The following is a 13,000-nucleotide window of genomic DNA, read 5'->3' as shown; positions in this document are numbered from 1 at the left end:
GCTTTAGGTTGTTTGCTATTAAAGGAGGATTTAATTGTTCCATCAAGAATACTATCGATTAGATGAGTTAGGACTGCCATTAAGTAAAGTTCGTTACTTAGTTGAGCAGTCGAAGTTAGACTTACATGTTTATGTTGATAACTTAAAAATTGTTTATGGAGGCTATTTTAAAGGCAAGGGCTTCGTCGGTTTTGGATATGGATATTATAGGGGGTTAATTAAACTCTACCGTAACGACCAATTGGAGGTGTTGAAGAAATCTAAAATAAGTTTAATTCATTTCTCAATTGTAGATGCAGCAAATATTATCAAACATTCTACAAAGTATAATTTTACAATTAAATACCCCAATAAGTACCTATATGACTGGCAGCCTAAAGATTTATCGTTTTTAATTGGCAACGAATTAGCGGGAAAAATTTATCCAATAGAAGGTTTGGATTCATTGCGAATGATGTCAGACTCGATTAAGAATTATAGAAATCAACAAATTAGTGATAATACTTTATCTGGTGAGAAGGATTTCAATAGAACCAAAGTTACTTTTCCTAAGACGTTAACAGTAATAGGCCACAGAATTAAAATTGAAGATATTGTTATATTGCATGATGAATTTGAAAGAGTTCGATTGCCAAATGATATACCTCACGTTCACCCTATTGCAGCTAAGCCTGATAATGTCGATTCCTTACGCACTGAGAGTGCTTTTAAAAGGTTAGTTAAAAACCTTATTCAACTTCATCCACAAAAAGGTGGAACTGCCTTGTGGGATCACCTTTATGAGCATCATGAGTCTGATGAGTCATTAGATCCAGAATCGATACTTGATGAAGTTGGCAGAGATGAGCTGACTTGGATAGATGTTAAAAATATCCAGCGTACAATTACTAAAAAGACATTTAGAAACATGGTGTCTGAAGAAAAAAATAAATAATTTGTCCCATTAGTCCTAAATAACGTCCTAGGACTTTTGGGACGTTTAACTTTGCCTCCGAGATCAATTAATGAACTTAGGAGAACAAAGATGCAACAGCCAATTAAATCTCGCGTTTTATCAGAAATAGAAACATCACAATATATCGGTATGAGCCGTTCTTTTTTGCGACAGGCAAGAATGGAAGGAAATCGTGATAACCGCACACCTGCACCACCTTTTATCAAAATTGGACGTTCTGTCCGTTATATCAAAGAAGATTTAGATAAATGGTTGGAAAGCTTTGTGCGCCAGTCTCATCTTTATCAAGATGGGAGATCAGCGTAATGGCTAAGTTAACCAATCACCAACAAGCGCTGTTAGCTTTTTTTGCTACTGGTGCAACTGTAGAAATATGTACCTCAATAGGTCGCTGTTTAGGGTGTTGCGCTTTCCCCAGTGGCAAACCCGACGGATTTTCTAAAACAATATTAAATGCATTATTAATTAGGTCTTTGTTGTCAGAACATGAACACACTGTATATGGCCTAAGATGGAGCGTTCTTGCTATTAATGAACGTGGTATTGAGCTTAATAAGCTAAGTGAGGTTGATCATGAGGCCTCGTAGTGAATCAGTTACTTCGATTTTATTGGATTCAATAGATAATGATTTTGGAGCGTTTTATCAAGGGCTTGCTTTAGATGATCGTATTTTTGTAAAAAAACAAATTTCACACTTTCCAAATGAAATTCAAAAATTACTCATTGAAAGATACCGAGCATTTAAAACCCTTTTTGATGCTAATACTTTTTTACGTAAGCAAACCGAAATACTAAATAATTTGTTACCGCAAAAAATCATTCCGCACTTTAACGCTGGTGAGGAAGAATTAAGAAATCTTGCTGAAGCTAATGCAAAGCGTTGTAGTCATATTCAAATTAGAGCCCAACTAAGCAAGCAACCCTGTAACGTAACGGAAATTGATTCCGTTAAGGGGCTTAATGATATTTATGCACTTATTGTTGAGTTCGTTAATGGTTATGGAATAGCTGCCCAAAAAATATCAAAAACCGTAACCTTAACGGGGGTGATAAAGCGAACACAAGATAAGTATTGGTGGTTACGTAAACTTAGAAAAGTGCTAGTTAGAAAAAAAGAAGAAGCTTTAATTCGTCTCGGGCAAGTGAATAGTAAAAAAGGAAAATACTGTAGCGACTTAAATGTTAAGCACCGTAAAGCTCAAAAAGAACGGCAACTTAAAGCAATGGAAGAGTTGTTTATTACTAACGAGGATAAAGAGAGTTTTTCATTGCGAGAAATATATGAAAAAAATGTTTCTAATCCTATTAACAGGCGACATGAACTAATGACTCGCTTAGCCGGTTGTGAAGAGCTAGCTAAGTCGCTTGATTGTGATGGGGTGTTTGTTACGCTGACTTGCCCTTCAAAATACCATAATACTTACGCTAGGTCGGGTGATAGAAACCCAAATTGGCAAGGCTTAACACCTTACGATGGTCAACAATATTTAAATACAGTATGGCAACGAATTCGGGCAGAATTAGCACGTCAAAATATTAATATATTTGGATTTCGTATTGCAGAGCCTCAGCACGATGGAACACCTCATTGGCATATGATCATCTTTATTCATTCAGAACAAAAATCAGAATTCAAAGATGTAATAAACCACTATGCCTTGCAAGAAGATGGTGATGAAGAAGGTGCGAAAGAAAATCGAGTCGATTTTGTAGATATCGATCCGAGTAAAGGTTCTGCCACTGGCTATGTGGCAAAGTATATAAGTAAAAATATTGATGGTGGTAACTTAGATAGTGATATCGATGGCGGTAACGCCCCTGAAGCGGCTAATCGGGTTGAGGCATGGGCAAGTTGCTGGGGAGTTCGCCAATTTCAGCAAATAGGTGGTGTGTCGGTTACTGTATGGCGCGAATTAAGGAAAGCCCAGAAAATTGAAAAAATAGATGATGATTTAGTTGATATTCACTCTGCTGCAGATTCAGGAAATTGGGCAAAGTTTACAGAACTAATGGGCGGTGTATTCTGTAAACGTAATTCTCAAGCTATTCGCCCGTTCTACGACATAGAAATGAATAAAGAAACAGGACTAATCAAAACGAGTTGGTTTGACGGTTTATTCACTTTTAAACTCAAAGGCATAAAGTACAAAGGCAATGAAATCATTACCCGAATCCATACATGGATCTTGGGGAAAGCCGGAACGGCTTTTATGCCTTCACTTGGAGTTCTGTAAATAACTGTACTGCATGATATTTTTATTACAATCAGAACGATGTATATTAAAATATTGGGAAATTATTTCACACGGAAATTTGTTTAGATGGGTAAAAGCTTGAAGGATGCGGTAGTAGAACTCCATGAATTCTACGATTCTGAATATGGCGAACTTCATTTACCGGAAAACTTTTACACTCCCGGTTACGTCGTTACGTTGTGTGCGTATTTAAATCATAATCAAGTAGAACAAAGAAATTTTTACTGTGATTGTAGTAATAATCAAAGCTATTTCGATACGATGCATTTTAATTGTGCCATTTGGGGAGGGTCCCTTCCAAATAATATTAATGCAGGCAAAAATTACAGTCCTATTATCCCTCTACATTCTGATTTGGAAGTGGATAATGCTACCGGTTTGATTAACAGTTGTATAAGGCAACTTACACAAGGTAGTGATATTAAAGGTATTCATAACTTGAACTTTGTAGTTGGTGAGCTTCACGATAATGTATGGTCACACGGGAAGAAATCTGGATTTTCTATGGCACAGAAATCTAAAGTCCCTTATGAAGAAGATCATTATTTTGAATTTGCCCTTGCCGATAGTGGGTTGGGTTTTTTGGCAGAAATGAAACGTATCGGCAAGCCAGTAGAAAGTCATAGAGAGGCAATTGAATGGTGTATACAGAAAGGACATTCAACTAAACATAGCGATGATATTGATGATTGGGCACAGCAATTACCTATCGATAATGTGGGTGGGAGCCCTCTTGGAAGTGTCGTACAAACTCGCACTGATGAAAATCACCATCAAGGGTTAGGACTTGCTCACTTGGTTGAGCTGATTAGGGACTATAGTGGCGAATTATGTATTGTTAGTGGAAACTCAATTTTACATATCAACACACAAGGTCAAAAAACATACGAAGAAATACAAAGTGAATGGCAGGGCGTTGGAATATCATGTAAGCTTAAAGAATCAGAGCTAATAAAATTTGCTCAAGATGACGATATAGATGATGAATTAAAGTTAATAATGCGGCAATTAGGAGGCAATTTATGAAACCAATATTTATTAGTCTGCCTACCAGTGATCTAGCTTCCCGTAAGCTAGCAATTATTGAGCGCAATAAAATAGAACAATATATATCTAAAAATTCGATAAAGGTGCATTTAGACTTGACTAACGTTTCTTCAATATCTGAATCTTATTCAGATGAACTGTTTGGGGTACTTGTTTTAAAACATGGTGCCACCAAAGTTCTTGAAAGTATTCAGTTGGAAGGCGCTAAAAGGCATGTATTATTTAGCATTGCAAAAGTGATTAATAGAAGAAGAGCTGAATTAGAGTCTTCTGCACCTGTAAAAGCAGAAATGGCTGCTTTGGCCTAACTCGAATTCGTTTAAAAAAGCTCCTCAAAGGAGCTTTTTTTATGTTTCACGATCAGTCTAAATAATGTTAATACTATTCAATATAAAGTACTTAAATCTGGCGATAAATTATGTCGTAAAACATATATACGCTTTGTCAATCAGCGTACTATTTTTAACTAAGTAAAACTAAACATCAAAATGAGATATGCTACATATTTGCTACATGAAATTGCAATTTAGAATATTCAGAGTTTGAAATAAGCCTAAGGCCTTTATAAATGGTGCACCCGGCGCGATTCGAACGCGCGACCTCTGCCTCCGGAGGGCAGCGCTCTATCCAGCTGAGCTACGGGTGCAATCAGTTTCTTTCGCTGCATGCAGCGTCTGATTGTAAAACTCGACCTAGATATAAATATAGGTGTCGAGTTTGGGTGCCAATCATCATGGACATGTATGTGATTCACTTAAGCTAAATAACATAAGCCTCGTAAATAACCCACTTGTTCAAGCGAGCGGTGATTCTAATGAAATATAGGTTTTTTTCCACTGTTATTTAATCAATTTCTGAGGCCATCTTGATTTTATAGGTGCAGTATACATTTGAGTGCAATATATCGGTCACTTTTGGCTGATAGAATTAATGACTTGAATAGCTGGTGCTAATATTGTTATGTTATAACAAATTGTTGTGTATTTTGTTTTTTGATACAGGCCGGCGGTAAATTAACAGAGATTTGGATGAATGATGGTTACAAGAAGACAGTTTACTATTGGTGTGGGAGCGTTGGCATTTGGCGGTTTATCGGCCAGCTTTTTAGGTAAGGTTCAGGCAAATGTGAATGTTAAAACGGTAACTGGTTATGGGCCGTTAATTTCCGATCCTAATAAAATTTTAGATTTACCTGCTGGTTTTAGTTACCAAGTTATTTCGCAGTTAGACAATAAAATGAGCGACGGTTTTACTGTACCTGATAAAGCTGATGGCATGGGCTGTTTGCCTCTTGATGATGACAGAGTGGTGTTGGTGCGAAATCACGAATTAAAACCTAGTGATTTAGCTAAGGCAGCGAAGGCGTTAAAAAATCATAAAACAGCTTTGGCTTATGATCATGACTCTGCTGGTGTGGCTTTACCCGGTGGTACTAGCAACTTGGTCTATAACCTTAAAACCAAAAAATTAGAACAAGAGTTTTTGTCGTTAGTGGGGACTATTCGTAATTGTGCTGGTGGCATTACCCCTTGGAATACATGGTTAACTTGTGAAGAGTCTGTGTCTAGGGTGCAAGATGGTTTTACTCGAGATCATGGTTATATTTTTGAAGTACCAGCGGCGGCTACCGGTTTAATTAATCCTGTACCGTTAAAAGAGATGGGCCGTTTTAATCATGAAGCGGCTGCAGTCGACCCAAACACGGGTATTGTTTACTTAACCGAAGACAGGGGCGACAGTTTGTTTTATCGCTTTATTCCTAAGGTCAAAGGTGAGTTACATCAAGGCGGGCAGTTACAAGCCTTAGTGGTGCAGAATAAACCTAGTTATGACAGCCGCAACTGGTCTGCTAACACTATGCAAGTTCAACAATGGCATAATGCCCTGTGGATCAACTTAAGTAATCCTGAAAGCCCTGAAGATGATTTACGTAAACAGGGTTATACAAATGGCGCGGCCGTATTTGCCCGTGGCGAAGGAATTCATTGGGGCGAAAATGAATTATATTTTTGTTGTACTAACGGCGGAGCAAAAAAACTAGGGCAAGTCATGCGTTATCAACCTTCTAAATACGAAGGGCAAGATGGCGAAATCCATACTCCGGGTCGTTTACAGTTATTTTTAGAAAGTGCAGATAAGTCTTTGTATAACTTTGGCGATAACTTAACGGTTACACCTGCTGGCCATCTTATTGTCTGTGAAGATCAATATACAGCTATTGTAGATAATTACCTTAGAGGCGTGACACCAGAGGGGGAGTTATATAACTTTGCCCGTTTAACTATGCAAACAGAATTGGCTGGCGCCTGTTTTTCACCTGACGGCTCAACCATGTTTGTTAATGTGTACTCACCGACTAAAACATTGGCAATAACAGGGCCTTGGAACAAGTTCAGCGGCTAGTTGGATACTAAACAGTAAAACGCTTACTCAGAGTTCAGGTTACTGAGTTTAAAATAGTAAGCGTTGCCCTTGTTTAGCCAAAATAAATTCTATGCCTAAGTTGTTACCTTGGGCTAATTCTTGTTTGATTGTGACTCGTGGATCTGGGCCTTTGGCTAGGCTGTATTTAATATGGCTAATCACTATTTTAGCACCTTGTAATGATGCACCAGAGTTTAATAATGAGCTGAATTGTTTGAGTTCGGTTATTAACCATTTAGGAGTTAAGTGACCAAACAATAAATTGTCGGGGCGGTTATTCTGAAAAGAGACTTCTATCACTATACCTCTGAGCTGTTTAGTTTGCATTTGTTTGGCTAAATATTGCCAAACGGCTTTAAGCTTGCCTTGTTTTTCTACAGCATCTGGCCCTGTATCACCAAAATAAACAAATAGGTCGTTGCCTTGTTCAATCACAAAAACAGTGGACTCTAATGGGTGACTCAAACTTAATGCTGTGACTTTTAATGAGGTATCTTTGACGGCAATGGTTTGTGAAGGGACTAGGTCAATGAGTTGGTATTTTTTTAATTGCGGCTGTATACCTTTGTCAGTAAAGTTAGCCCATGCTTGCCAATTAAAATAGGTGTCTAACATGGTTTGATTGACTGAAGGTAAGGCATAAATAGGTTTATTACTGTCTTGTGGCGACGAAATCAACATGCCAGCGGTATGATCTAAATGGCCATGACTAATCAAATAACCTTTTACATGTTGGCGTAAAATAACACCTGTTGTGTTCCACTCAGGATCGTTAGCAATTGGTAGTTGTGCAAAGGCTTGGTTTTGAAGTGCAACATCAATACCATTAACAATTGAGCCAGCATCTAAAGCTACATAGTTATTTTCTGTTAGTGACCTAAGCAAAAAGGCACTCAGGTTACCGTCTTGTATACCACCGCTGTCACCTAACGTGATGAGTTCGAATACTGCTTTGGGGTTGCTGTCGGTCGACTTTGCTTGCGCTAAGCTTGTAAAAACAAGCAACAAAATACAAAAATATTTCACTGGGCTGTTTACCTTGGTTGTTGTGCCAAACTTTGTTTATATAACTGTAGAGCTTGGCTATCGTCATGTTGCGATTCTTTAATTTCTGCCATCAATAATAAATCTTGTTGACGGTTGGCTAATTTAATCGCTTTACCTAAGGCTTTTTCAGCTAAGACTTTGTCACCTGAAGCATTCGCCACATGGGCTAAAGCCGATAACAAGTCGACGTTGAGTTCGTCTCGTTTAATCCAACTTTCTAATAACCGAATAGAGGCGGTTGGGTTAGGTAATTTAATTTGTTTAAACAAGGGAACTAACAAAGAATTAGGTCCAGATTTTTGTTGTTCAACTAATACTTGTTCGGCGTCGGCATACATACCTTGGTCAATTAATTGTTGAATATAAGCTGCTTGTTGTGCTGGATCTTTACGTGTCGCTCTAGGCTGATCTAGCCAGTTTTGTTTAAGTTCGACTGCTCCTTGTTTGCTGGCTATTTCGGCAAAACTACCTTTTGAAGCTTGTTGCATTAATGCCGGATAGTCTTCACCTAGGGCTTTTTTCCAAGTTTTGAGTTTGCCTTTTAATACTTGCCACTTACCAGCTTGAGCTAATGCTTGAGCCCACAGTTTTATCACAGTTGCTTGTTCTTTTTGTTTAGCGTTCAAGGTTTCGATAAGTTGCAGGGCTTCATCATTTTGTTGTTGGTTTAAGGCAAAACGAATTAAACAAAGATTGGCTGCTAATGCTGATTTTTCATAGGTACTGGCCATACGCCAATAAGTTTGTGCTTGCTGTGATTGACCTAGTTGCATTTCTATTTCGGCAGCAGCCAATAGATTAATACCGTCAAAATCTTCATTTTCGATTTTGCTTAAATGATTTTTAGCGGTTAAATAATTGGTTTCTGCTAAAGCAATTAAACCACTGGTAAAGGCTTTTTGTTTTTTACGAGCTCCCCAATTACCAAACCAATTACGAGAGCCAGAAGCGGCTCTTAAGGCATTTTTGACTAACCAGTTGATCAATAAAAATCCGACAAAAATAAAGATCAGCGAAATAGCCAATGAAAACACGTTCATTTCTACTACCCAGCCACTAAATTCGACAAACACATAACCGCGGTCATCAAACACCATTGCGCCTACCATGAGTGCGATGAGCAGTAATACCAGTACAACAAATATTCTAATCATGGTTGTACCGCCTCTGTTTCCTCAGCGGCCTGTGTCACTGGCGTTGTAAAGCGACTATCTAAGCGGCGCTCTAATACGTCAAGCAACAAAGGAGCGGCAGTAAATTGTTCTGGATAAACTCGCTTAATATCTGTGGCTTGTAATTCTTTTATGCTCGTAACAAATTGTTTAACCATTGTTTTTTGGGTATCAAAATATTCAGCAGTTAGGTCTTGGGCGGTTTGTAACGACTGTTGATATAAACCTGCATTTTCACGCAATACAGCTGCTTGCCCTTGTAACAGCGCAAATCTTAATTGCTCTTTAGACAACCATTGTTCTTGGTCTGACATAAAAGGTTTTATCTCGGCTGTTTTACGTTTTACACTGAAAAAGTCTTGTGTGACTTGTTGCCAGTTACGAGCCAAGTTACTACGCCAATCGTTAGCTTCACTTGCTGCGTCAGTTTGATTGGGTTCAACTGGTTTTTTAAAAAAGGCTAGCGGTAAGCTATCAACTTGCTGCGCTAATGCTCCAATCGACAAGGCAATAGAATCAATAGAGACTTGATTGACTTGCTGTAGGCTTTGCATGTCTGCGACTAACTTTTCACGTATAGGTAATAAACTTGGATCGTCTAAATCTTGTAAGCGAGTATCGGCAGATTGCAGCATCATGAGTGCAGTTTTTACATCGTTCTCTAACCATAGCTTACGTCCAGCCATACGTACTAAATAGTCAGCTTCGGCTAACAACCAATCAGAAGGACGACGACCGGATACATCAGCCAAGTTTTGTTGATTGACTCTCACTTGTTCGCTGGTCATTTGTAGTTGGTCAATCACACTTTGCATGCTCGTTTGCAGAGCTTTGTTTTGCGCAGATAGTGAGTTCTCGGTGGCACGTGCGGCAGATAAAGATTGATTGATCTCAGTTTGTTGGCTCTGGACGCGAGTTTGTTGCTTGGTCAACAAATCGGTTTGTTGTTGTTTTTGAGTTTGCCATTGCATCCAGCCCCAATAACCTGCAGCAATAATGGCAATCAGTATAAGTAAATTTAAAACCGTGAAAAACCATAAAGCACCAGTTTTATTTTGTTTAGCCGTTGCTGGAGAGCGAGCTGTGCTGCTTGATTTAGCTGTTTGAGTTTCTTTGGGCGGCGTACTGATAGTTTCTTTTTTTACTGCCACAGTTTCTTTTTGGCTGGTTTTGACCTTTTCTGTTGATTTATCTTTAGCCACTTGTAGCTCCAACTCCGCTAATTTTTTTTGCTCTTCTGGGGTTAATTTGTCCTGACTATCTGCCATTTAAAGCTCCAAAGAATGTCTAGCGCAACATCATGTTTTGTGCGCATTGGATAAGAGCCTGATCACTAGCATCACGGCTGATTTCTATTTGTTTTACACCAAGTGTAGATGCAATTTGGGCGATACGCTCACTCACGACAATCCACTTCACTTGGCTAAGCCAAGTTGACTCAAATCGAGCAAACGCAGCTTGAATAACTTCACCACTGGTAGCAATAATGCAACTAATTTGACTCTCTTGCCAGTCTTGTGTGGACAAAGGTTTAGCAACTTGTTGTCTTTTATATACTTCCCACTCTTGCACCAGTGCTGCACGGTTGAGTAATGTGTCGCGCAACAGCTCCCGCCCGCCGTACCCCTTCATAATAATAACACTTTTGTTTTCTATGTTATTTAGCTCAGGTAAGCCAAGTAAACCTTCAGTTCGCGCTTCTTTGGGAACAATATTATTGATGCCGCCTTGGGTTAATAACTTGCCAGTGCTCTCGCCTACTGCAAAAAATAGGCAATTGTTTGGCCATTGCTGCTTGAATAAAACACATTGCTCGGCAGCCACTGTACTAGTAACTAAAATTAAATGTTCGTTATAAGTAGCACGACCTAAAGATTGAATTTTTTCCGGTAACTGCGCCACGGCTTGTTGATCTAATACAGTATCAATTAAACCGCAGGCCACAGCAGTTAAACCTGCCTGCTGGAAAGCCGCAGCACTTGTTTGGCATTTTGCTTGCGGCCTAAGGAGTAAAAACATTGCTTATTATCCTAAATTACTCATCCTAAATTAATCTTAGTCATGTAAGGCTGCAAGAATGTCTCCTGCGCCTTGGGCAAGTAACTTATCTGCGACTTGCTCACCTATTTGTTCGGCTTGTTCGATACTGCCAGTTTGTTCTGCATACAAAAGAGTTTGACCATCTACCGAACCCACTAAGCCTTTAAGGGTAACTTGTTCACTGTTGGCATTTTTATTGATTACCGCAAAACTGCCAATAGGCACTTGGCAGCCGCCATTTAACTTAGCGTTCATGGCGCGCTCGGCGCGAACTCGAATTGAGGTTTCGGTATGATTCAATGGTGCAAGTAATGCAATTAGCTCTTGATCGTCGTTACGGCATTCAATGCCCACAGCCCCTTGGCCAACAGCAGGCAAAGACACATCAAAAGGAATTTCGTGAGTAATACGCCCAAGCATACCTAAACGAATTAACCCTGCAGCTGCTAGAACAATAGCGTCGTACTCACCGGCATCTAGCTTTGCTAAACGGGTATTCACATTGCCGCGCAAATCTTTGATCACTAAATCTGGTCTACGCTTACGTAATTGGCATTGACGTCTAAGGCTTGACGTACCTACTACGGCGTTTTGAGGTAGCGCATCTAAACTAGCAAAGTTATTCGAGACAAATGCATCAAAAGGGTTTTCGCGCTCGCAGATAGCATGTAAACCAAACCCCTCAGGAAATTCAACCGGCACGTCTTTCATCGAATGCACGGCTATGTCGGCACGACCTTCTGTCATGGCCACTTCTAATTCTTTAATAAATAGACCTTTACCACCAATTTTAGCCAGTGGCGTATCTAGAATGATATCCCCTTGAGTACTCATGGGTACAAGCTCTACTTGTAAATCTGCATGAGCATTGAGCAAGGCGGCTTTTACATAATCTGCTTGCCACAGAGCGAGTGCACTCTTACGGGTAGCAATACGTATTGTTCGTTTTGACATCTAAATTCCAAAATTACAGGGACAACATTTGTTGTTGATATTAACAGAAAATTCAAGAGTCCGGTGAAGCCCTGAACTCAAATAAATGTAAGCAAGAGTTTTGTTATTAGGCTTTTAAGTGCTTAACGTTTAACCCCTGACACTCTGGCCCATTCTCCGTCAATTTCTATCGGTTCCATGTCGAAGTCTTGGCTATACAATTGGTTAATTTCTTCGGCTTGGTTATCTAGAATACCCGACAACACTAATTTACCGCCGGGTTTACAATAAGCGGTAATGACTTCTCTTAACTCTCTGAGAGGGGCAGCTAAAATATTGGCTAGTACTACATCGGCTTCTAATACGGGTTGATCTTGGGGTAAATAAAGCTCAATCATATGGCCTATATTATTACGATTAGCGTTGTCTTGGCTAGCCAATAGGGCTTGAGGGTCAATATCGATACCTACCACTCGTTTAGCTCCTAATTTTAAAGCCGCTATGCCCAAAATACCTGAGCCACAGCCAAAGTCGACTACTAAAGATTGGCTTAATTCTAAGTTGTCTAACCATCTTAAACATAAACTAGTGGTTGGGTGAGTACCTGTACCAAAGGCAAGACCAGGGTCGAGCATAACGTTTACTGCATTTGGATCAGGTACGTCGCGCCAACTAGGGCAAATCCACAAACGCTTACCAAATTGCATTGGATGAAAGTTTTCCATCCACTCTCTTTCCCAATCTTTGTCTTCTAATTGATCGAGTTTGTGGTTGAAGTTTTTACCTAATATTTTTGACTTTTCTAATTGAGAAATCACTCGCTGCATATCGTGATTGGCGTCGTATAAACCCACCACTTGAGTGTCTGGCCACAACATTACTTCACCTGGTTTGGGTTCGTACATGGGAGTGTCTTTTGCATCGACAAAAGTAACAGCTTGTGCACCATTTGCCGATAACATATCACCGATTTGTTCGGCATATTCAGCTTGATGATTAATTTTAAGTTGGATCCAAGGCATCTTTATATTCGAGCTAATAATTTGTCAGTTAGTATATCACTAGTTAAATGAATAATAATCTGTAGAGCAGATCATTCTTTTTTAACCGTTAATTTTAAATAGAT

At 39.3% G+C, this 13,000-nt stretch carries 13 protein-coding genes and 1 tRNA gene; 7 read left to right on the top strand and 7 right to left on the bottom strand.

The genetic code is table 11. From position 1 onward, the window contains the following. The first annotated feature begins 34 nt into the window (after nt 1-34). From GQR87_RS21045 to GQR87_RS21020, 6 genes are all read left to right on the top strand, one after another. Nucleotides 35-934 (top strand): hypothetical protein, encoded by a 900-nt coding sequence (locus GQR87_RS21045; RefSeq protein WP_158972632.1) that lies wholly within the window; start codon nt 35-37, stop codon nt 932-934. A gap of 90 nt (nt 935-1,024) precedes the next feature. Beyond that, nucleotides 1,025-1,261: an AlpA family transcriptional regulator gene (locus GQR87_RS21040; protein ID WP_158972631.1), complete on the top strand. Its 237-nt coding sequence runs from the start codon at nt 1,025-1,027 to the stop codon at nt 1,259-1,261. Continuing rightward, nucleotides 1,261-1,542 (top strand): hypothetical protein, encoded by a 282-nt coding sequence (locus GQR87_RS21035; RefSeq protein WP_158972630.1) that lies wholly within the window; start codon nt 1,261-1,263, stop codon nt 1,540-1,542. Before GQR87_RS21040 ends, GQR87_RS21035 begins: the two co-directional genes overlap by 1 nt. Further along, a complete protein-coding gene (locus GQR87_RS21030) occupies nt 1,529-3,190 on the top strand; it encodes a replication endonuclease (RefSeq protein ID WP_158972629.1) in 1,662 nt (553 codons plus the stop codon). Before GQR87_RS21035 ends, GQR87_RS21030 begins: the two co-directional genes overlap by 14 nt. A gap of 87 nt (nt 3,191-3,277) precedes the next feature. Further along, nucleotides 3,278-4,237, top strand: coding sequence for a hypothetical protein (locus tag GQR87_RS21025; protein WP_158972628.1), 960 nt, complete (start codon nt 3,278-3,280; stop codon nt 4,235-4,237). Then, nucleotides 4,234-4,566, top strand: coding sequence for an STAS-like domain-containing protein (locus GQR87_RS21020; RefSeq protein ID WP_158972627.1), 333 nt, complete (start codon nt 4,234-4,236; stop codon nt 4,564-4,566). Before GQR87_RS21025 ends, GQR87_RS21020 begins: the two co-directional genes overlap by 4 nt. 261 nt (nt 4,567-4,827) lie before the next feature. On the opposite strand, the gene GQR87_RS21015 is transcribed toward GQR87_RS21020, so the two are convergent. Then, nucleotides 4,828-4,904, bottom strand: a tRNA-Arg gene (locus GQR87_RS21015). A gap of 389 nt (nt 4,905-5,293) precedes the next feature. On the opposite strand from GQR87_RS21015, the gene GQR87_RS21010 reads away from it, so the two are divergent. Then, entirely contained in the window at nt 5,294-6,661 is a 1,368-nt protein-coding gene (locus tag GQR87_RS21010; RefSeq protein WP_158973143.1) for an alkaline phosphatase PhoX, read from the top strand. A 48-nt stretch (nt 6,662-6,709) separates the two neighbouring features. On the opposite strand, the gene GQR87_RS21005 is transcribed toward GQR87_RS21010, so the two are convergent. The 6 genes from GQR87_RS21005 to prmA form a co-directional block, all read right to left on the bottom strand. After that, the gene (locus GQR87_RS21005; protein WP_158972626.1) at nt 6,710-7,708 is read right to left on the bottom strand and encodes a 3',5'-cyclic-nucleotide phosphodiesterase; all 999 of its coding nucleotides are present in this window, start codon (nt 7,706-7,708) and stop codon (nt 6,710-6,712) included. Between the two features lie 8 nt (nt 7,709-7,716). Further along, the gene (locus tag GQR87_RS21000) at nt 7,717-8,883 is read right to left on the bottom strand and encodes a heme biosynthesis HemY N-terminal domain-containing protein (protein ID WP_158972625.1); all 1,167 of its coding nucleotides are present in this window, start codon (nt 8,881-8,883) and stop codon (nt 7,717-7,719) included. Then, nucleotides 8,880-10,169, bottom strand: a complete 1,290-nt coding sequence (locus tag GQR87_RS20995; RefSeq protein WP_158972624.1) for a uroporphyrinogen-III C-methyltransferase — start codon at nt 10,167-10,169, stop codon at nt 8,880-8,882. Before GQR87_RS20995 ends, GQR87_RS21000 begins: the two co-directional genes overlap by 4 nt. 19 nt (nt 10,170-10,188) lie before the next feature. Beyond that, entirely contained in the window at nt 10,189-10,920 is a 732-nt protein-coding gene (locus GQR87_RS20990; protein ID WP_158972623.1) for a uroporphyrinogen-III synthase, read from the bottom strand. A 36-nt stretch (nt 10,921-10,956) separates the two neighbouring features. Beyond that, nucleotides 10,957-11,895, bottom strand: a complete 939-nt coding sequence (gene hemC / locus GQR87_RS20985; RefSeq protein WP_158972622.1) for a hydroxymethylbilane synthase — start codon at nt 11,893-11,895, stop codon at nt 10,957-10,959. A gap of 122 nt (nt 11,896-12,017) precedes the next feature. Beyond that, nucleotides 12,018-12,896: a 50S ribosomal protein L11 methyltransferase gene (prmA, locus tag GQR87_RS20980; protein ID WP_158972621.1), complete on the bottom strand. Its 879-nt coding sequence runs from the start codon at nt 12,894-12,896 to the stop codon at nt 12,018-12,020. Nucleotides 12,897-13,000 lie beyond the last annotated feature (104 nt).

The organism is Paraglaciecola sp. L3A3 (genome assembly GCF_009796765.1).
Lineage (GTDB): Bacteria > Pseudomonadota > Gammaproteobacteria > Enterobacterales > Alteromonadaceae > Paraglaciecola.
The sequence above is the reverse complement of the archived record's forward strand: the minus strand, read 5'-3'. Positions and strand labels throughout refer to the sequence as shown.